This is a genomic window from Delftia sp. DS1230, assembly GCF_040112715.1.
GTDB lineage: Bacteria > Pseudomonadota > Gammaproteobacteria > Burkholderiales > Burkholderiaceae_C > Comamonas > Comamonas tsuruhatensis.
The window spans coordinates 3329252-3347619 of record NZ_CP157763.1 but is presented as its reverse complement, the minus strand read 5'-3'; the positions used below and the strand labels follow the sequence as shown (position 1 = coordinate 3347619).

Sequence of the window (18368 nt, the reverse complement as noted above, 5' to 3'; positions counted from 1 at the left end):
GGTCCTAGCGGCGCAGCACCAGCCAGGTGAAGGCCGTCAATGAAAGAAGGCTGTAGAGCAGGCCCGGCGCCGCAGCGGTCAGCCAGGGCGACCAGGTCTGCAGCGTGCCGATGTAGCCGAACACGTTGTTCAGCAGGAAGAAGCTGATGCCGGCCATGACGCCGCCGAACACATAGGCCGCGATGCCGCCCGAGCGGAAATGCAGGTAGGCGAAAGGCAGGGCCAGCACCACCATCACCAGGCAGCTCATCGGGTAGAAGACCTTGCGCCAGAACTCGATCTCGTACTTCTGCGCAGCCTGGCCGTTGGCTTCCAGGTGGCGCACATACTGGAACAGCGAGATGGTGGACATGCGATCGGGCTTGAGCAAAGCGGCCGAGACCATCTCGGCGCTGATGCCCGTCTTCCAGTTCATGCTGTCTTCTTTCTCGCGCTGCAGCACCATGCCGCCGTCGGCCTTGGCCGTCAGGCGGCTGGCCTGCACGCCCTGGAGCATCCAGGATTCTCCGTCTTCGCTCACCTGCGCCGATTCCGCATGGATCTGGGCAGAGATGCGGCCCTGGCCGTCAAAGTCGAAGATGCGCACATTCGAGAAATCGCCGGGCCCGCGAATGGCACGCACGTTGATGGCAATGGAATGATCGCCCTGGCGCTCCTTGAGCCAGGCACCCGTGGCCCCGCGTGACAGCTGGGCCAGGTGGATGGCGCGGATGTTCTGGCCCGCGTTCTCGGCCGCAGGTGCCAGGTAGTCGCCCGTGCCGAAGGTGACCAGCACAAAGCCCAGGCCCAGCACCATCAGCGTGCGCAGCGCCAGCCAGGGGCCCATGCCGCTGGTGCGCATGATGGTGAATTCCGAGCTCTGGGCAAAGCGCGCCATCACGTAGATGGTGCCGATCAGCACGGTGATGGGCATCAGCTCGTACAGGTGGCTGGGAATGCGCAGCACCACGAAAAGCAGCGCGTGCGTGATCTTGTAGCCGTTGTCGCCGCCGCGCCCGACCCATCGCAGCTCATCGACCAGATCGAAGAAGAAGAACAGCGCCAGGAAGGCCAGCGTCACATAGCCGACGGCCGCGATGATGTCGCGGTACAGCAGGTTTCTCAGAACTCTCATCATGGCACCGCCTTCGCGTCGTCCAGGGCAGTCGGCTTGCAGGGCCTGCGCCACAGATCGCGCGGCGACCAGCGCCTGTGCCGCACCAGCAGCACCAGCAGCGCCAGCAGCAACGTGCCGCCGTGCAGCAGGGCCGTCATGGCGGGCATGCTCAGCTTGCCCGAGGCCACCCAGTTCTCGCCCAGCGTCATGAGGTTGTAGTACACGATGAAGGCGAACAGCGCGAGCATGAGGCTGCCGCTGCCACCGGCACGCGGGTTCACGCTGGCCACGGCCAGGCCCAGGATCACGAAGTTCAGCGCCGCCAGAGGCAGGCCTATGCGCCAGCCCAGTTCGGCGCGGTAGATGGGTTCGGTGCGCGGCAGCAGCTCATGCGTGTACGTGCTGCGCGCGGCCATTTCCTCGGCGGCGGCCAGATTGTTGCCGCTGCCGAGCTGCGTGCCGTATTCCTTGAACTCGCTGATCTTCACCGAGCCGTCGCTGGTCTGCGTCTCCATGCGCTGGCCATCGGTGAGCACGGCCATGCGTTCGCCCTTGACCGCTTCCAGCCGCGCCCCGCGCGCCGAGGTTACGGACTCGCGCCCGCGCTCATTGGCCACGATGAACACATTGTTGGCAGCGGTGGCGCTGGGCACGTCCTTGTCGATGAAGAACACGCGCGAGCCGCCGGCAGACTCCTGGAACTCACCGGGAGCGATGCGGTCGATGTCGCTGCGCTGCTCGAACTGGGTCTTGATCTGCTCGATCTGCTGATTGGCCCAGGGCAGGATGCCCAGGCCCAGCACGGCGATCACGGCCAGCACCGGCCAGGCAAAGCGCAGCAGCGGGCGCAGCAGGCTGGCCAGTCCCTGGCCTGCGGCGAACCAGATCACCATCTCGCTGTCGCGGTACATGCGCGACAGTGAACCGACCACGGCCACGAAAAGTCCCAGGCCCAGGATGGTGGGCAACTGGCCAAGCACCGTATATCCCATGACCAGCAGAACGTCGGAAGGGCTGACATTGCCCTTGTAAGCCTGACCCAACGTGCGGATCAGCATCATGGTCATGACGACCGTGATCAGCACCACGACCGTGGCACCGAAGCTGCGGGCCAGCTCTTTGCGTATGGATGAATCGAATAACATTGGCTGAAAGGAAAACGCCGATTATGAACTTTGAACTGAAGCCGTTGACGACTGCCGCTGCAGTACGTGAAAAGTGTGACCTGTTGTTGGTGCTGGTGACCGAAGCCACGGCCACGGGCAGCGACGCGCTGTCCACCCTGGTCGCTCACGCGGTCAAGGCCGGAGATTTCGAAACGGCAGCCGGCAAGCAGTTGGCACTGTACGGCCTGCCGGCCGTGGCCGCCCGCCGCGTCGTGCTGCTGGGCGCGGGCAGCGGCTCGGCCCGCGACGTACGCCAGGCCGTGGCAGGCGCAGGCTCGGCCCTCAAGGCAAGCGGCGTTGGCAAGGCCGTGCTGTGCTTCGGCTTCGAGGCCACGGGTGGCGCTGTTGCAGCAGCGGTGGTGGCCGCGGCCGATGCCTGCTACAGCTATACCCACACCAAGCCCCAGGCCAAGCCTGTGGCGCTCAAGAAGCTGGTGATCGCGGCGACGGGCGCCAGTGCCGCGTCCGGCAAGTCCGGCGACAAGAGCGGGGACAAGGGCGGCATTGCCGCCGCTTTCAAGATCGCCGTGGCCCAGGCCGAAGGCATGGCCCTGGCGCGCGAATGGGCCAATCGCCCGGCCAACCACGCCACTCCCATGCTGCTGGCCGACGCAGCCCGTGCCCTGGCCAAGCTGCCCGGCATCAGCTGCAAGATCCACGGCCCCGCCGAAGTCGCCAAGCTCGGCATGGGCGCCTTCATGGCCGTGGCCCAGGGGTCGGAGCAGCCGCTGCGCTTCATCGAGCTGCACTACAACGGCGGCGCCAAGGGCTCCGCGCCCGTGGTGCTGGTGGGCAAGGGCATTACCTTCGATACCGGCGGCATCTCGCTCAAGCCTGCCGCCGAAATGGACGAGATGAAGTTCGACATGGGCGGTGCCGCCAGCGTGCTGGGCGTGTTCCAGGCGCTGGCCCAGCTGCAGCCGGCCATCAACGTGGTCGGGCTCATTCCGGCCTCCGAGAACATGCCCGGAGGCGCAGCCGTCAAGCCGGGCGACGTGGTCACCAGCATGAGTGGCCAGACCATAGAAATCCTCAACACCGATGCCGAAGGCCGCCTCGTGCTCTGCGATGCGCTGACCTACGCCGCCCGCTTCAAGCCCCGCGCCATGGTGGACATCGCCACGCTGACCGGTGCCTGCGTCATCGCCCTGGGCGGGCTGCGCAGCGGCATGTTTTCGCCCAGCGACGAGCTGGCCCGTGCGCTGGAGCAGGCGGGCGATGCCGCGCTCGACCCCTGCTGGCGCATGCCGCTGGACGAGGAGTATGGCGAAGGCCTCAAGAGCAATTTCGCCGACATGGGCAATGTGGCGGGCCGCGCAGGTGGTGCGGTCACGGCGGCCAAGTTCCTGCAGCGCTTCGTGGGAGACATTCCCTGGGCTCATCTGGACATCGCCGGCACGGCCTGGAAGAGCGGCGCCGCCAAGGGCGGCACGGGCCGCCCCGTGGGCCTGCTGCTGCACTACCTGCTGGCCTGCGTCGATGCCGGCAAGGCGCCATCCAGGACCGGCGCGCCCAAGTCGGTTGCGGCGCCCAAGGCCGGCTCTGCCAGCCGCCGCAAGGCAGCCGCTGCAGTCCAGCCGGAGCAGGCCTGATGGCATCGCCCCCATCCGCACGGGCCTGCGCGAAAGGAGCGTCGCTTGACTGAAGTGGCGTTCCATTTCAACGCGCCCGACAAGCTGGCCTATGTGTGCCGTCTTGCGCGCAAGGCGCTGCGGCATCGCACGCAACTGGTGGTGCTGGGATCTTCCGCGTCGCTCAAGGCCTTGTCGCCCAGGCTCTGGAGTGTCTCGCCCACCGATTTTCTTGCCCACGCCGTCGAAGGCGATGGGGCCGGCATTGTGGCCTTCTCGCCCATCGTGCTGCTGGAGCGGCTGGACAGCGCGCCGCACCACGACATGCTGGTGAATCTGGGCGGCGATGTGCCAGAAGGATTCGAGCGCTTTGCGCGTGTCGTTGAAGTGGTGTCTGCCACCGATGAGGAGGACCGGCATCTGGCCCGGCTGCGCTGGAAGCACTACATGGCGCAGGGGATTTCCATCAAGCGCCATGACCTGGTCCTCAAGGAGTAAGCCATGAGCGCTCCCTCCAAAACCCCGCCACGCTTTGTTCCCACGCTCACCGATGTCGTGCCGGTCGATGCAGTGCAGTCGCCGGTGGTAGAACCGCCCGCTGTCGCTGCGTCCGAACTGCCGCACAGCGGCGAGACCGATTCCTGGGCGAGCGAAGGCATGCTTGCGCCACGCCGCGGCCTGGTTTCCATGCCCGCGTCCCTGCCGCCGCTGCCCCTGGATCTGCAACTCCAGCGGTCCATGGTCGCCGAGCCTGCGCCGCCTGGACAGGGCCCGCGGCCTGCAGTGCAGCCCGTGCATTCCGACTATCTGCCGCCCAGTGCGCCGTCCGTGGAAATGCAGCTGGCCCAGGAGAGCCGTCTGCTCGAAGTGGCCGAAGTTGCCGAGCCGGCCGATGTGCCAGAGGTGGCCCCGGCCGCATCGATCGAGGATGCCATTCTTGCCGCGCCGGTGGTGCAGGCCGACGCTGCCACGCAAGGGGTCGAGCCGGATCCGGCATCTGCGGCACCTGGAGCACTTGGGGCATCACCCGCCTGTGCATTGCCCACCATGGAGTCCATCTGGGACAGCCACGCGCAGCAGGTCACCGAGGAGTATCTGGTCCATCGCCTCATGCAGCGCGTGGACCTGGTGCTGGACCAGCGCCTGCGTGATGCCATCGCCACGGTGGTGCAGCAGCAGACGCGATCCATCGTCGTGCGCCTGCGCGAAGAGGTGGAGTCGGTGGTGCGCCAAGCCGTCTACGAGGCCGTGGCCGACGAACTGGCCCACCGGGCGAGTGCCGCACGCGGCGATGCTGTACAGGGCGGGGGGCGTTGATCCGTGATCGGGTAGGCGGGTGAAGGGTGAGAGGTGCCCGCCTGACCCGGCCTTCAGCCTGCGCGTGCCGGGCCTGAGAACACCTCGGGATTGAGGATGTTGCTGGGCTGGCCTGCAGCGAAGTTCACCACATTGTCGAAGGCGGCGCGGAAATACAGCTCATAGCTGTCTTGCTCCACATAGCCGATGTGCGGCGTGCAGATGCAGTTCTCCAGCCGCAGCAGTGCGTGGCCCTGGAGAATGGGCTCGCTCTCGAAGACATCCACGGCCGCCAGGCCGGGGCGGCCACGGTTGAGCGCGCCCAGCAGCGCATCGGCCTCCACCAGTTCGGCGCGCGAGGTGTTCACGAACAGGGCTGTGGGTCTCATGCGCGCCAGATCCTGGGCGGTGACGATGCCGCGTGTGGCCTCATGCAGGCGAAGATGCATGGACAGCACATCGGATTCGGCAAAGAAATCCTCGCGCGAAGCGGCGGCCGAAAAGCCGTCGGCCTGGGCCTTCTGGCGCGAGGACTCACTGCCCCAGACCAGAACCTTCATGCCGAAGGCATGGCCATAGTGGGCCACCAGCCTGCCAATGCGGCCATACCCCCAGATGCCCAGCGTGCGCCCGTGCAGCACGCTGCCCAGCCCGAAATTGGCGGGCATGGACGCCGCCTTGAACCCCGATTGCTGCCATGCGCCGTGCTTGAGGTTGGCGATGTACTGCGGCAGCCGCCGCGTGGCCGCCATGATCAGCGACCAGGTCAGCTCGGCCGGTGCGATGGGCGAGCCCACGCCCTCGGCAATCGCAACGCCCTGGTCGGTGCAGGCCTGCACGTCGATATGGGCGCCGGCCTTGCCGGTCTGCGCGATCAGCTTCAGGCGCGGGAGTTTTTCCAGCAACTGCCGGCTGATCTGCGTGCGTTCGCGGATCAGCACGATGATGTCCGCATCGCGCAACCGCACCGACAGCTGGCCCACACCCTTGACGGTATTGGTGAAGACCTTGGCGTTGAACGGCTCCAGCAGCCGCGCACAGTCCAGCTTGCGTACGGCGTCCTGGTAGTCGTCAAGAATGATGATGTTCATTGCCTGTGAATCTCTCATAAGCCTTTGATTTATCTCTGGGTTGCCGCGCAAGAGGTTGTCGGCAAATGATTTATTCCATTCCTGCGCTTACCTTTGTGCTTCATCTGCACTTGCCTGGACTCGTCTACACTTCACCGCTCGGTATAGGTTTTGTGTAGGTTTTTCCGGCACTCAAGGTATAGCTTCAGATGTTCTTTGACGCGCGTGCAGCCAAGGCCCTAAAGCAGGGCGAACACATTGTCGTACAAGGTTGTCCGGGCCTGAGGCTCGAGGCATCGGCCAGTACGAAATCATGGACCTATCGTTACAGAAGCTTGGCGGATTCGGCAAAGCTCAAGCAGGTCAAGCTTGGGCAGTGGCCGGCCATGTCTCCTGCTCAGGCCGCAGCCGAATGGCAGGCAGCACGGGACTTGCGTGAACAGGGGCGGGATCCTGCAGACGAGCGCAAGCTGGCGCGCAAGGCAGTGGCGCAACCGGTTGCACAGGTTTACACACTGAGCATGCTGGTTGACGACTATGCCGCACGGTATCTCAGGGTCAATCGTGAGGCCAAGGGTGCCCGCAACATAGAGCAGCGGCTGCGCAATGCGATATCGGGACGCGAGTCGACATCCGTGGCCGAGGTGGGGCGCTCTTTCGTGTACGACGTCATTGAAGGCCTGGCTGACCGGCCCGTGCTGGCCAAGTCCGTGAAGACGGAGATGGCGGCCGCGTGGCGCGTAGGGTTGGAGTCGGGGAAGATCCCTGATGGTCTGCCGAACTGGTGGGCGGAACGCACGTCCCACAAGCTCCGCAGCAAAGGCGCAGTGCGCGATGGCAAGCACAAGGGCACCAGCAAGCGTGTGCTGAGCGGTGCGGAAATCAAGACGCTGATCGGTGGCGAGCTGTCGATGTTCAGCCAGCAGGTTCGGGATTTCCTGACGCTGCAGCTGTGGACATGCACGCGTGGCGGGGAGATCTGCCAGATGCAGAAGAAGCAATTGTCGGAAGAGGGGGGTGTGCTTTGGTGGACCGTGCCCAAGGAGGCAATGAAGATTCGACACGTTGAGGTCGCACATGACCTGCGTGTGCCTTTGTTCGGTCGGGCCGAGCAGATCGTGCGACGTCTGCTGGCGAATGAGGGGCAATGGCTATTCCCGAGCATCGGGCGGGATGGGGTGCTGAAAGGGCAGACCCAGGCCTACATGCAGACCAAGGTGCATTATCTGCAGCCCTACAGCAAGACGAAGCCCGAGCACCGGCGGGCGCGGCTGACCGTGACGCATTGGTCACCGCATGATCTTCGCCGGACGGGGCGCACCATCCTTGCGTCGATGGGCTGTCCACATGAGGTTGGAGAGGCGATCCTTGGCCACGTCCTCCCTGGCGTGGCCGGCGACTACAACCTCTACAGGTACGACGCAGAGCGCCGCCAATGGCTGGCAGCGCTCGATGCGAAGTTGGAGGAGTTCATCGGGGCTTAGGGGCGCCGGTGTTCTCTGGTGGCAACAGCTCAGACGCTGGCCGCCGGGCGGACCAGTCATCGAGCTCCGCGCGCAGCCAGCCCACGCGCCTGGCAGACAGCTGGCGGGGCTGGGGTATCTGGCGCTCACGTACCAGTTGTTCGAAGGAACTGACGCTCAGCGCCACGTAGGCTGCGGCATGCTCGCGGCCGAGCACGGCAGGTGCAAAGTTCAGAGTGATGCTCTTGGACATGGGCGTCCTCAATGAAAAAGGCCCGCGGGTGCGGGCCAGGTGGATGGTTCGTCGTCGCGGTGTGGCGCGCGCTTGTCGTGCCAGTCGTGTCGCTTCTTGCTGGCCATGATCAGGTCTCCTTGTTGTTGTGGGCACGCTCGCAGAACCGCGTTGTTGCGGCGGCCCGCGCGTGGCGGGCTTGGTGGGAGGGATCAGGCGGCCCGGCGTAGCTGCCAGGCAGTGGACTCGGGGGAGTTGAGCGAGACGATTTGCCGCATGGGCACGGGGCTCACGGAGTTACCGACCATGCGGACCTGGGCTGTTTTGGTCAGCACCTTTCCGGCAGCCGTGCGGTCAATCACATAGTTTTCAGGGAAGTCCTGGGCGTTGTAGAGCTCGCGCGGCACCAGCATGCGCAGCGTGATGTCCACGATCACCCAGGGCTCGCCCTTGAGCCACACGGTCACGAGCGCCAGGCGGTCGCGCGTGGTGATCGTGGTCATCGGGTCACGCAGGTCCGCCCCCTGGCCTCCGCTTGCGTGGTAGCGCATCAGGAAGGCTGCGCAGCGCAGGGCGCCGGCCTCCTGCTCGGGCGACAGGTGGTACTGGATCAGGGCATGGTGCTCGGCCCCGGCCGTGACGGTGGGCACGGGCTCGCGCATGTCGCGGCCCACGCTGTTTCGGCGCAGCGTGCACAGATGCGCGGCGATCAACTGCTGCTGGCTGCCGCTGGTGGTCACGGTCGATACAGGGTCGCGCAGGTCGCGGGCCGGCGTGCTGTTGAACCCGCCGTTGGCCTGGACCATGAACGCGGATGCCAGGCTCTGCCCACCGCCGCTAGCCGTCACCGTGCCCAGAGGTCCCCGGATGTCGTTGGCCCCGTGACTCCAGCGCTTGCCACCGTCCTTGCCCTCGCCGTGCCCGGCCTGCACCAGGTGTGCCGAGCTGATGGCGTGCTTGATGCCGCCGGCCACGGCCGTGCCCAGGGGTTGGGACAGATCCAGCACGCGCGGGGCCTGGCCCTTGGCTTCGCCGTAGCCCATCTGGATCAGGGTGGGGGAAACCAGGGCGCGGCAGCCGCCTTTCTCCGTGGCGATGGTGCTCATGGGGCGGTCGAGCATTTCGATCTTCCCGCCGTGGGCCATGTTCACGATAAATGGCTGGGGGCTGTTCAGCACGAACTTGTCCAGGCCATGCGCGATCCGCCGCATGGTGGCCGGCGCCAGTTCCTTCTTGCGCCCGAAGATGCTTTGCCCGGGGATGCTCCAGTCGATGCACTCGGCTGCCTGGCGGAATGGCTTCTGGCCCGCCTTCGGATTCTTCCAGTGCGTCTGCGCTGGCCACACGATGGGCAGGCCGTCGCGGCGGGCGATCAGGTACAGCCGCGTGCGGGTGCTGCGTGAGCCCAGGGTGGCGTTGCAGATCACCCGCCATTCGACCTTGTAGCCCAGGTCGCGCAGCGCCTGGATGAAGTGGCGCCAGTTGCGGCCCTTGTGCTTGGGGTCCGGCACCAGGAACTGATTGCCACGCGGCACCACCTCGCCGGGTTCGGCTACGCGGAAGGTGGCTTTCCCCGTGGCGGGGTCCGTGATGCGGTCCAGCGTGATGGCGCGGCCGGTGGCGGGATCGCGCTTCGCAATCAGGGGGGACCACTGCATCATCTGCTCGACGTTCTCCAGCGTGATGACATCGGGGTGGGTCTTGCCGGCCCAGCGGATGACGATCCAGGCAAGCGAGCGGATTTCCCCGTTGCGCGGCTGGCCGCCCAGGGCCTGACTGTGGTGCGTGCAGTCCGGGGATGCGTGCAGCAGGCCCACCAGCTCGCCCTTGGTCACGGACAGTGGGTCCACCTCGCGGATGTCGGCGCGGTAGTGGCGCGTCTGCGGGTGGTTGACCTCGTGCATGCCGATGGCGTCGGCATCGTGGTTGATTGCGGCATCGACCGGGCGGCCAATGGCTTGCTCAATGCCAGTCGATGCGCCGCCGCCACCGGCAAACAGGTCGATCACCAGCTTGGCCGCGAGGGGCAGGAGAAATTGAGGGGTAAGCATGCGGCTCCTCAGAATGAGAAAAGCCCGCGTTGTGCGGGCTCTGGGTTTGTGTTCACTCGCACAGGCCGTAGGCCGATGCGCATGCGTGGGGTTCGTCCAGGCCGGCCAGCAGGTCGTACTGCCGGCCGCCGCGCGTGGTCTTGGCCCACTCAATGCGGGACCAGACATTGAGGTCTGCGAAGACCTGGCGCCGGTCCTGCCCTGTGTGGGCGTCGGTCATGAAGGTTGAGCCTCCGCGCTTCGAGCACGCGCTGACGATGCGCTCCCATTCGGCGATGCGCTCGATGTGCTCGGGCCAGCGCACGGAGATTTGGCGCAGCTCGTCTTTGCCGCAGTTGATGCAGGGCATACAGCCGACGCGGCCCATGCCCTGCAGATAGAGGGGATTGGGCTGCACGCGCTGTGAGGCGGCCAGGTCGAACACCTGGGCGGCTGTCCAGTCCACGATGGGCCGGAAGATGCGCAGCCGCGGCGCCACGCGCTCGGACTTCTTGGCATTGCGGCGGCGCTGGGATTCATCGCGGCGCACGCCCTGCCAGCTGATGACGCAATGGCCGGCGTCCATCAGATCCATCTGGAAGCCTACGGCCATGTTGCGCTTCAATTCCTCAGTGCAGAACTGGGCCATGCGAGACGGGAAACGGCCCTTCCACATGCACAGGTCCAAGAACGGGTTGCCGCTCGGTTGCATCACGGCCAGGGCGCGGCGCTTGGCCTTGTTCGACCAGCGCAGGCGGCGGCCGGCCTTGTCGCGCCCCGTGCGCACGTCACGGGCGATAAACATGCGCTTGGCCAGCAGCTGGCGGCTGAAGTCCGCGCGCAGCCGGTGGATGGTCACGCCCAGGGCCTGCTCCAGATAGGCCAGGTAGTCATAGACAGCCTGGTGCTCGTTGCCCGTGTCGCAAAAGATCGGGACCACGCTGCCAGGCGGACAGCGCTCCAGGGCGAGCAGCAGCACGGCTGTGCTGTCTTTGCCGCCAGATACGGAAATGACGTGCTTTGTCGCCATGGGGCGGGTTCCTCGGGACGAAAAAAAACCAGCTCGCTGGCTGGCTTTGGAAGTTGGAGGGGAGGTATCAGGACAGCGCCCATGCGCTGTGCTCATGCCGCTCCATTAAGAAATGATACGATTGCCGTCGTACTTTGCAATGAAGTACTTGATACTATTAATTAGGGAGAATTATGAGGAATTTTATAGCGCTGCTTTTCGCGGCTTTTATTGCTGCTTCAGCCAATTCGCAGCAAATGTACAATAAAACCATTTATGTTGAGCCAATACCTACTTGGCAAGTGGGTGCAACTCGATATGAAGTTCTGGAGTCAGCAGTTGCCGCTAAAGATGCAGAGGTTAGGGACTACTCTAATATGTATGTTGGTAATTACTGGATATGCGAAGTTTGGGATGCGCCTGGATGTGGTGGGATGTGGGCGTACAACAAGAAGTTTTACCCAGTAATGTTTGATCTTTACGACAAAACTTCTGGAGCACAGTCTGGCCGCGTAGCAATTCACACCGGAATTTTGTGTCCAAATGGTGCATATCCGATTTATCATCAAAGCAATAGCATGCCACGCCGCTGGGATGCGTGTCAGATAACTATTCAAACCCCTGTGAATCCTGGTCCTCAAAACACAACTGTTACGAATCCTTTTGTCACTGGTATTGACTGGTCGGCTGGCGAAGGATGCACATTGAGGCCTGTCACCATCAACAGGCAAGTTGTTGAACGGTGTTTTAAAAATCTGCAGGTCAATTAATCAACGATCTGCAATAGTTTGGGGCGCGTGGCGCCCCTTTTTCATGTTTGCTTAAATGGCAAAAGCGGCCCGGTCCTTGCCATTGATCCAGTTCGGCGGCTTGCCCCGCCCGGTCCACGTCGCACCGGTGGCCGGGTCGCGGTACTTCGGGGCGCCCACGCTGCCCTTGGACTTCGCGGGCGGGAAGACATCGGCAGCGGTCAGGCCGTGCTCCTGGATCAGCGCGCGGGCCGCGGCGATGCCCTCGGCTTTGCGCTCGGCCTGGGCCTGGGCGATCTGGGCTTCGAGTTCGGCCTTGCGGGCCAGCAGGTTCTGGTATTCGGTCATTTCAGGGTTTCCTTTCTGGGACGTGGTGGTCAATGGCCGCAGGGCAGGGCATCGCCGCGGTGATGGTCTTCGGGCAGTTCGGCGCCACAGCCGAAGCAGTGCGTGGGCTTCTGCTCGTCCCACCAGATGGCGCAGGCACGTTCGGCGGCGCGGCGCGCGGCTGGCAGATCGCGCTCGGCGCGCGTGGGCTGGTGTTCGGTGTCTTGGTTCATGCTGTTGAGGCTGGGGCCGCCGGCCGCATCCAGATACTGGCGAGCATGTCGGTGGCGCGCGGGCGGGAGGGGTTGCGGATGCGATAGCGGCGGTACTTGTCACACACGCAGGCGTTGCACTAGTCGGCCAGCCCGTCGGGGCTTTTGACCAGGGCGCGGAAAAAGCCCACGTCGGCGGGCCAGGGCTCGCCGCAGGTGGTGCAGACCTTTTCAGGTGGTGTGGCCATGGCGGGGGAGTTCGCAAAGGGCGCCCAAGATAGGCGCCCCCGCAATCAGTTGCGCGCAGTGTTCGGCGCGCCGTTGAGGATCTGCAGCTCGGTGGCGGCGGCGATCTTTTCGCGCAGGTCCTTCACGGCCTGCTCAACCACCTTGTGCGGACGGACCAGCTCCAACCACATGACGAGGTTGCCGCCGTCGATGCGGTAGCGCAAGCGCACATCCACACGCCACTTGTCGCCGTTCTCGAAGACGGGAATGCCCAGGCTGAACTGCTCGGGCACCTGAAGTTGGCCCTGGCGCGCGCTGCCCTGCACGTCTTCGTCGTAGGTGAACTGGGTCGAGCCGTCCGAGAGGCGTACGCTGCTCTTGAAGTCCACCTTCTTCTTGGCTTCCAGCGTGCGGCACACCTCCAGCAACGTAGAGCCGTCCGGGCTGCCAGGTTCGCGCGTGGCAGGGTCGGCTGCGATGTAGACGACATCGACCAGGTTGCTCTCGATGAACTGCGCGAGCTCGACCTGGCCCACCTTCTTGCCATCCATGCCTGTCCACGCCTTCCACTCCGGCGAGAGGGGAGCGTTGTAGCGAGCTTGGTGATCGCCCCAGCCACTGCCGAACGCGATGTGATTGAACACGGCAGTGAAGGTGGGCGGGTCGATGGTGCTGAACAGACGAGTGGATTCACCCTTCTGGTCGTTGACCACGGCGATAAACGATTCGGCATCGTTCAACTGCACCGTGCCCTTCTTGCGGGTCGGGGCCGCGAGCGTGTAGCTCGGGTCTTCAGCAGTGAAGCCTTCGGGGAGCAGCACGATGGGTGCGCCGGCGCCGACAAAGCGGACGGGTTGGTGGCTGGCCGCCTGGATTTCACGGCTGGCGGTTTCGGTCTTGGTGTCTTGCAGGTCCACGGGGTTCTCCTTGAGGGACTGGGTTGAGGAAATGGGAGTCAGCCGACGACGCGCAGGCCGGGCTGCTGCTCAGGGGCTGGGGCGGTTTGGCGCAGCTCCTTCTGGGCAATGGTTTCCTGCGACACGTCGCGCACGCCATCCAGCGTTTGCTGGCGTGGATCGCTGCGCTGCAGGTTGTTGTCGGGGGTGGTGAAGAGGATGGTTCGGCCCTTCGTAGGCGCGGGCAGCTTGGTCTTCACATCGGTGTCCAGCTCCATCTGGCCGGCCTTGCCGCCGATCGGCTTCATCTTGATGGTCAGAGTCAGCGAACCAGCTTTGCCCGTTTCCGTGGTGGCGTGCACCAGGTCGTTCAGGGCCTCGGTGGCTTCCTCGCCCAGGAAGGGCGCGCTGTTTGCCAGGAAGTCGGCGAAGGCCTGGCGCCTGGATTTGAGGGTGGGATTGATGAGCTTGCTCACTGGGTGCTCCTATCTGGTTGAGGCAAAAAAATGCCCACCAGGTGGTGGGCTTTGAGGGAGAGCAGGGGAGGATCGGCTATATCGCGCCGCCTTCGGTGTCGTCGGCCGGCAGGTGCTGGATTGCGGGCGCACGGATCGCTGGCGCGCGCGGCGTGGGCCCGGCCAGGAATTCCTCGCGCTTGGCATAGAGCTGGTCGATCAGGGCATCGGCCAGGCGCGGCAGGTCGCGGGCGTTCATCAGCACTGCGTTGCGGTCCTTCTCGAAGGGCACGCCCAGGGCGACGAGGTTTGCGGCGCTGAGCTGGAGCACGGGCGCGAAGGCCGCACAGATCTGCGAGAGGTTGAGCTTCTCGGGATTCGGCATGGCGATCAGTGGGCCTGTGCCTTGACCTGGGACTCGCGCATTGCCTGGTAGCCGGCGAGCATGGGTTCGAGCTGCTGACGCAGATCCACGCCGGGCTCCAGGTTCGCGCCGATGCTGGCCAGGGCGCAGCCCATGGCATACAGGCCGCCATACAGGGCAAACGTGTTGCCGTTGCGCTGGCCATAGGCGCTCAGGATTTCGATGATCGGCTCAGCCACATGCGTCATGGCATGGGCGTGGTGGTTGGACGTGATCTCGTGGGTGACGCGCACGCCTTCGATGGGGTCTGTGGATTGGCTCATGAGCTGGTGCTCCAGGTTCAGAAAAGGGGTGCTCCGGAGATGGCGACCGCAGCAGCAAAACCGGCGGCCGAGAAGGCCGACCAGAGGAAAAAGCCGAGGAGTTTGGTCATGGGAGCTCGCGTAGGCATTCCATCGATTGCGGGCCGGTCCACACGACTGCATGACCGGGCGGGCAGGCCTGGGCGGCGCTGTGCGCGCGCTGCACGTCCGCTGCGCTGGGCACGGGATCCTGGGCCGCGCCAGCATCGGCACATGCGCTGAGAGCCAGGGCCACCAGCAGGACAAAGCACAGCAGCAGCCAGCCACCATGCGTGGGCGCTGGGCCCGGCTCGGAAACAGGGCCAGGACGCGAGGCCTCGCGGAGAAAGCGCGCATCGGGATCGGGATTGAAGGGCTCGGATGGGATCACTCGTTGCATTTGGGCTCTCCAGAAACAGCAATCCCGCCAGAGGGCGGGATCGGGGTGGTGGCTGCTTGCCGCTGCAGGCGCTGGACCTCCTGCTCGGCGATGAGGCGCTCTTCTTCGCGCCAGTCCGCATAGGTCTGCGGCTCATATGCGACGCGGCCGCGTTCGCCGCGCAGGCGGTTGAATCTGAATCTCACGATGAATTCCCAAAAAATAGCCCGCCCTGCATTGCTGCAAGGCGGGCCAATGCCGCACGAGGCGGACCCCACAAAAACACAAGCCGTCAGTGTTGCTGAGAGCTTGCCAATGCCCGCACGGTGCAGGCGCGAGGAAGAAAGAGTCCGGTGCCCTTTCAGGGCGTGCCTATGAATTCCAGGAGAACCATGAGTCAGCCATAGGCCCGGTAGTCAACCGAGGTTCAACTTGTGACCGGGAACATTGGTCCGGCCAACACAGCGACGTAGAGAGAGATGAGGGTCACCACAGACCAGAAAAATGTTAGGAAAATATGCCGCATCACAATCCTCCTCAAGTCATTGAAAAAGCGTGCGAATCGCCCGAGAAAAAGCCTTCGAAAAACGTCGGAAGGGACTGCGAGATCTCCTGCTTCGCAGCTGTATGAGCTGGTAGCTGCCCCTTACCGGAAAAGCATCCAATAGGCTCCTGTGATAGCGAGCATCCGGGTCTGGATTGAAAGACTCACTGGGCACAACTTGACTCATGCTTACCTCCATCAGCAGGGTTTTGCAGGGCTTGGGACAGACGCTATTTCAGCTTGTTGTGAGGCCTCTGCTTGCGAGCAAAGACAGGTTGGTCATGTAGGTCCGACAAGCCCTGCCTGTATGAATTTCTTGGACAAGGTGTCCGCGTGGGACGCGGGAGGAAAGTGGGAGCGGAGCATCCTTGTGCCTGTGGCGGCCCCTTAAGGGGCCACATGCATGCGTGATGCAAGCGCTTCCAGGCCAGAGTCGCCAACAATGGTTTACATGCGCCAAGAAGCGGCGCTCTTAGACTGTTGCCCGCAACTCTATGAAAGGGTCACACATGAAAATCGCTTTCGCCATGGCCGTTGCGGTCTTTGTTCTCGGCGGCTGTGCTGTGTATGACGATGGCTACCGTGGCGGGTACAAGAGCCATCCTCACGGTTGCCCGCCTGGCCAAGCCAAGAAGGGCAACTGCTGAACTCCAGAACCCGCCTCGGCGGGTTTTGTTTTTTGGGGTCCGTGCGAGCGTCCCCGGTCCCCAGACGAAAAGGCCCGCGAGCGGTGAAGCTGCGGGCCTTGGAAGAAAAATGCCGATGCCGTGTTGGCGCGCCCGGGGAAGGGATTTGAGAGGGAGGGAGGAGAAGTCTCCCGGGCTCGGCGGAATCTGGTGGAAGGCAGTATGAGGGCTGATTCTTAAGAAATGCTTTACGGCTTGTAAAGAAAGTGCAGGGCTTCCACCTGCTGCGGCTTGCGAGGCCTCTGCGACCCCGTGGCCAGGGTAAGGATGATGGCATGCCGTGTAAGCCCCGGCTTCCCTCTATCGACGGTGGCTAGATTTTCACTGCTTGCAGGCGGGCAAATGCCTGTCACGATTGGCCATCAAGAAAGCGCGCTGCGGCTTCAATCTGGAACTTGCTCCTTGCCCAGCTTCAACGTGCCGCCCCTGGTAGGCAAGGTGCGCGCTTTCTTGGTGGACCTGGCCGGAGCCAGGGGCTGCTGCATCTGGTAGCAGCTGCGCGGCATCAACATGCCGCACCGTTTATTTGCTCCGTGGTGTCATCTCACTGCGTTCGTCACTGGAATGCCCGGGCGGTGTTCCATCGTCGGCTCCAGATGCGCTGGCGCGCACCCTTCACTGCCTCCCGCGACTCTCTACAGGGCATCACGTCCGCAGTTCCTTCCCTATGCCGTGAACCGTGCTTTGACGGACTGGCAACCGCGCGGAGACGCGGCGCGCTGACCTGGCCCATGCCCAGGAGCACCATTGCGCCGGACGAATGCCCCTCGGGTGGGGCAAGCAACATCGGCGTGCAACTTGTGAAAGACCGGGGCTTGCCCGGTCGATGCCGTGGTGCCCAACTTCCCTGCCTGTCCGCATGTGCGGTGCCGAGTCGTTGGAAATTATTGTAAACATGTTTACATATGGATGTTCAATTATTTGTAGATGAGTTTACAAAAAAGCCATTTTTACTTGTCCGGAAGATTCCGCTTGTGGGACATCTTTGGTCACGGCTATGATTGCTACATGTATGGAAACACAGTACTTTCGGACGCGGCTGAAGGGCGCACGCTCGTCAGAGTGCGAAGTGCGTGTGAAGCTGAAGCAGAGATTGAGGGGTGGATTCGCGAGTTGACGACTCAGGGCGTAAAAGCCTTGATCTTCCCGAACGAGGAGCTGCTTAAGGCTTGGCGGACACGTCTTGCAGCACTTGCATGATGGCAGTGCTCGCTGCGTTGAATGCCTTTGCTCGACTGAGCTTGTCCGACTGCGGGATCATGTCAAAAAGCACGCCCAGCTCAACAGCGGCAGGTGTTAGCTCTGATGGAGCGCTGATCGTGGGAGTCTGCTCCATCTGACCTTCGCCAGTAAGCAGCCACCTGGAATTCACCTTCAGATAAGCGGCAACTTTGTCGTGCGCCTCGGTTCGGAGCTTCTGATCCCGGCCCTTGGCGTTGGTCAAGATCATGCCTATGTTTTGAACAGACGTGCCTGCCGCGTTGGCAACGTCCTTGCGTTCGATCTCACGCCCAAGCGTTTCCGAACGCTTCTGCATGGCTTGAAGTAGACGTTCCCCGTAAAGCATGACGCACCTTAATCCTTGGTGTGTAAATTCGGTTGCGTGCTGATCTGTAAACATGTTTACAATCAAGTATGAAAAAAGAACGTGCTATCGAGCTGCTCGGCGGAACCCCCAAGAAGGCTGCTGAAGCGATGGGCTATCGAGCGGTTCAGACCATCTACCTCTGGCCCGATGAGCTTCCGCAAGCCACAACGGACCGCGTGATGGGCGTTGTTGGGCGAATGTCAAAGCCGGGCAAACGGCGTCGACCTGCACAGCCCACCCCCCAGGAGCAGGGCCATGCATAAGCCTCGCACCGTCAAGCGTCCCGGCCCGTTGCCGCACCAGCAGCGCCTGCACAGCGCCCTGCAGCGCCACCGCAATACAGCCCTGCAGCGCTGGGAGTCTGAAATCGCCTACTACGAAGCCTTTCAGACGGCGGGGTCCGCGCCGGTGACTCCTGCTGTGGTGGGCACCTACGAGGCGCAGGAAAAGCGTATGGGGGCTGCAGAGGGCGAGGTCACATGGAGCTTCTCCGAGTTCCCCGACGCACCTTCCTCGTTGAGCCGGCGCGCCATCTCCATCACCGACCTTGAGGACCGCATCGTCATCAAGGTGGGCTTCGCTGAGCTGCGCCTGACCCGTGAAGAGGCCGCGCGCCTGTTCTCGATTGGCCGCGACACCGGCGGCGAGCAGCAGGGGTAGGTGGGT

General features: G+C 63.7%; 20 protein-coding genes. 6 read left to right on the top strand and 14 right to left on the bottom strand.

Features of this window, described 5'->3' with window-relative positions; genetic code table 11:
* Positions 1-4: 4 nt before the first annotated feature.
* Positions 5-1114: an LPS export ABC transporter permease LptG gene (gene lptG / locus AAN986_RS15065; protein WP_034363881.1), complete on the bottom strand. Its 1110-nt coding sequence runs from the start codon at positions 1112-1114 to the stop codon at positions 5-7.
* Positions 1114-2241 (bottom strand): LPS export ABC transporter permease LptF, encoded by a 1128-nt coding sequence (gene lptF / locus AAN986_RS15060; protein ID WP_047218146.1) that lies wholly within the window; start codon positions 2239-2241, stop codon positions 1114-1116. The genes lptG and lptF overlap by 1 nt, the downstream gene beginning before the upstream one ends.
* Before the next feature lie 23 nt (positions 2242-2264).
* Here lptF and AAN986_RS15055 point away from each other — a divergent pair, with 23 nt between their 5' ends.
* The 3 genes from AAN986_RS15055 to AAN986_RS15045 are packed head-to-tail and all read left to right on the top strand — an operon-like array spanning position 2265 to position 5150.
* Positions 2265-3854: a leucyl aminopeptidase gene (locus AAN986_RS15055; RefSeq protein ID WP_047218145.1), complete on the top strand. Its 1590-nt coding sequence runs from the start codon at positions 2265-2267 to the stop codon at positions 3852-3854.
* A gap of 45 nt (positions 3855-3899) precedes the next feature.
* Positions 3900-4331: a DNA polymerase III subunit chi gene (locus AAN986_RS15050; RefSeq protein ID WP_043790566.1), complete on the top strand. Its 432-nt coding sequence runs from the start codon at positions 3900-3902 to the stop codon at positions 4329-4331.
* Positions 4332-4334: 3 nt separating this feature from the next.
* Positions 4335-5150, top strand: a complete 816-nt coding sequence (locus tag AAN986_RS15045) for a hypothetical protein (RefSeq protein ID WP_047218144.1) — start codon at positions 4335-4337, stop codon at positions 5148-5150.
* A gap of 53 nt (positions 5151-5203) precedes the next feature.
* On the opposite strand, the gene AAN986_RS15040 is transcribed toward AAN986_RS15045, so the two are convergent.
* Positions 5204-6220, bottom strand: coding sequence for a D-2-hydroxyacid dehydrogenase family protein (locus tag AAN986_RS15040; RefSeq protein ID WP_016445887.1), 1017 nt, complete (start codon positions 6218-6220; stop codon positions 5204-5206).
* Positions 6221-6408: 188 nt separating this feature from the next.
* Here AAN986_RS15040 and AAN986_RS15035 point away from each other — a divergent pair, with 188 nt between their 5' ends.
* Positions 6409-7683 carry an integrase arm-type DNA-binding domain-containing protein gene (locus tag AAN986_RS15035; RefSeq protein ID WP_349335344.1) on the top strand — a complete coding sequence of 425 codons (1275 nt, stop codon included), beginning with the start codon at positions 6409-6411 and terminating at the stop codon, positions 7681-7683.
* Here AAN986_RS15035 and AAN986_RS15030 read toward each other — a convergent pair.
* From AAN986_RS15030 to AAN986_RS15020, 3 genes are all read right to left on the bottom strand, one after another.
* Positions 7670-7915, bottom strand: coding sequence for an AlpA family phage regulatory protein (locus AAN986_RS15030; RefSeq protein ID WP_012205378.1), 246 nt, complete (start codon positions 7913-7915; stop codon positions 7670-7672). The two genes, AAN986_RS15035 and AAN986_RS15030, sit on opposite strands and share 14 nt — an antisense overlap.
* A 191-nt stretch (positions 7916-8106) precedes the next feature.
* A complete protein-coding gene (locus AAN986_RS15025) occupies positions 8107-9945 on the bottom strand; it encodes a DNA cytosine methyltransferase (protein WP_349335343.1) in 1839 nt (612 codons plus the stop codon).
* 52 nt (positions 9946-9997) lie between these two features.
* Positions 9998-10954, bottom strand: a complete 957-nt coding sequence (locus tag AAN986_RS15020) for a phosphoadenosine phosphosulfate reductase family protein (protein WP_349335342.1) — start codon at positions 10952-10954, stop codon at positions 9998-10000.
* A 173-nt stretch (positions 10955-11127) separates the two neighbouring features.
* On the opposite strand from AAN986_RS15020, the gene AAN986_RS15015 reads away from it, so the two are divergent.
* Entirely contained in the window at positions 11128-11703 is a 576-nt protein-coding gene (locus AAN986_RS15015; protein WP_349335341.1) for a hypothetical protein, read from the top strand.
* A gap of 51 nt (positions 11704-11754) precedes the next feature.
* Here the strand turns inward: AAN986_RS15015 and AAN986_RS15010 are convergent, their stop codons facing one another.
* From AAN986_RS15010 to AAN986_RS14975, 8 genes are all read right to left on the bottom strand, one after another.
* Positions 11755-12030 (bottom strand): H-NS histone family protein, encoded by a 276-nt coding sequence (locus tag AAN986_RS15010; RefSeq protein ID WP_349335340.1) that lies wholly within the window; start codon positions 12028-12030, stop codon positions 11755-11757.
* A 29-nt stretch (positions 12031-12059) separates the two neighbouring features.
* On the bottom strand, positions 12060-12242 hold the full coding sequence (locus tag AAN986_RS15005; RefSeq protein ID WP_349335339.1) for a hypothetical protein: 183 nt from the start codon (positions 12240-12242) through the stop codon (positions 12060-12062).
* 272 nt (positions 12243-12514) lie between these two features.
* A complete protein-coding gene (locus AAN986_RS15000) occupies positions 12515-13366 on the bottom strand; it encodes a YfdQ family protein (protein ID WP_349335338.1) in 852 nt (283 codons plus the stop codon).
* 38 nt (positions 13367-13404) lie between these two features.
* Positions 13405-13821, bottom strand: a complete 417-nt coding sequence (locus AAN986_RS14995; protein WP_349335337.1) for a hypothetical protein — start codon at positions 13819-13821, stop codon at positions 13405-13407.
* A 76-nt stretch (positions 13822-13897) separates the two neighbouring features.
* Positions 13898-14185 (bottom strand): hypothetical protein, encoded by a 288-nt coding sequence (locus AAN986_RS14990; RefSeq protein ID WP_349335336.1) that lies wholly within the window; start codon positions 14183-14185, stop codon positions 13898-13900.
* Between the two features lie 5 nt (positions 14186-14190).
* Positions 14191-14487: a hypothetical protein gene (locus tag AAN986_RS14985; protein ID WP_034395063.1), complete on the bottom strand. Its 297-nt coding sequence runs from the start codon at positions 14485-14487 to the stop codon at positions 14191-14193.
* Positions 14488-14593: 106 nt separating this feature from the next.
* Entirely contained in the window at positions 14594-14905 is a 312-nt protein-coding gene (locus tag AAN986_RS14980; protein ID WP_349335335.1) for a hypothetical protein, read from the bottom strand.
* A 2371-nt stretch (positions 14906-17276) separates the two neighbouring features.
* The gene (locus AAN986_RS14975; protein WP_349335334.1) at positions 17277-17651 is read right to left on the bottom strand and encodes a hypothetical protein; all 375 of its coding nucleotides are present in this window, start codon (positions 17649-17651) and stop codon (positions 17277-17279) included.
* A 306-nt stretch (positions 17652-17957) separates the two neighbouring features.
* Here AAN986_RS14975 and AAN986_RS14970 point away from each other — a divergent pair, with 306 nt between their 5' ends.
* Positions 17958-18362 carry a hypothetical protein gene (locus AAN986_RS14970; protein ID WP_349335333.1) on the top strand — a complete coding sequence of 135 codons (405 nt, stop codon included), beginning with the start codon at positions 17958-17960 and terminating at the stop codon, positions 18360-18362.
* Positions 18363-18368 lie beyond the last annotated feature (6 nt).

Excerpts from the sequence above, each read along its gene's own strand:
- lptF (WP_047218146.1), bottom strand. The coding sequence starts at position 2,241 with ATGTTATTCGATTCATCCATACGCAAAGAGCTGGCCCGCAGCTTCGGT.
- AAN986_RS15040 (WP_016445887.1), bottom strand. The coding sequence starts at position 6,220 with ATGAACATCATCATTCTTGACGACTACCAGGACGCCGTACGCAAGCTG.
- AAN986_RS15005 (WP_349335339.1), bottom strand. The coding sequence starts at position 12,242 with ATGAACCAAGACACCGAACACCAGCCCACGCGCGCCGAGCGCGATCTG.
- AAN986_RS15055 (WP_047218145.1), top strand. The coding sequence starts at position 2,265 with ATGAACTTTGAACTGAAGCCGTTGACGACTGCCGCTGCAGTACGTGAA.
- AAN986_RS14985 (WP_034395063.1), bottom strand. The coding sequence starts at position 14,487 with ATGAGCCAATCCACAGACCCCATCGAAGGCGTGCGCGTCACCCACGAG.
- AAN986_RS15020 (WP_349335342.1), bottom strand. The coding sequence starts at position 10,954 with ATGGCGACAAAGCACGTCATTTCCGTATCTGGCGGCAAAGACAGCACA.
- AAN986_RS15010 (WP_349335340.1), bottom strand. The coding sequence starts at position 12,030 with ATGACCGAATACCAGAACCTGCTGGCCCGCAAGGCCGAACTCGAAGCC.
- AAN986_RS15015 (WP_349335341.1), top strand. The coding sequence starts at position 11,128 with ATGAGGAATTTTATAGCGCTGCTTTTCGCGGCTTTTATTGCTGCTTCA.
- AAN986_RS15025 (WP_349335343.1), bottom strand. The coding sequence starts at position 9,945 with ATGCTTACCCCTCAATTTCTCCTGCCCCTCGCGGCCAAGCTGGTGATC.
- AAN986_RS15045 (WP_047218144.1), top strand. The coding sequence starts at position 4,335 with ATGAGCGCTCCCTCCAAAACCCCGCCACGCTTTGTTCCCACGCTCACC.
- AAN986_RS14970 (WP_349335333.1), top strand. The coding sequence starts at position 17,958 with ATGCATAAGCCTCGCACCGTCAAGCGTCCCGGCCCGTTGCCGCACCAG.
- AAN986_RS14975 (WP_349335334.1), bottom strand. The coding sequence starts at position 17,651 with ATGCAGAAGCGTTCGGAAACGCTTGGGCGTGAGATCGAACGCAAGGAC.
- AAN986_RS14980 (WP_349335335.1), bottom strand. The coding sequence starts at position 14,905 with ATGCAACGAGTGATCCCATCCGAGCCCTTCAATCCCGATCCCGATGCG.
- AAN986_RS15030 (WP_012205378.1), bottom strand. The coding sequence starts at position 7,915 with ATGTCCAAGAGCATCACTCTGAACTTTGCACCTGCCGTGCTCGGCCGC.
- AAN986_RS15035 (WP_349335344.1), top strand. The coding sequence starts at position 6,409 with ATGTTCTTTGACGCGCGTGCAGCCAAGGCCCTAAAGCAGGGCGAACAC.
- lptG (WP_034363881.1), bottom strand. The coding sequence starts at position 1,114 with ATGAGAGTTCTGAGAAACCTGCTGTACCGCGACATCATCGCGGCCGTC.
- AAN986_RS14990 (WP_349335336.1), bottom strand. The coding sequence starts at position 14,185 with ATGCCGAATCCCGAGAAGCTCAACCTCTCGCAGATCTGTGCGGCCTTC.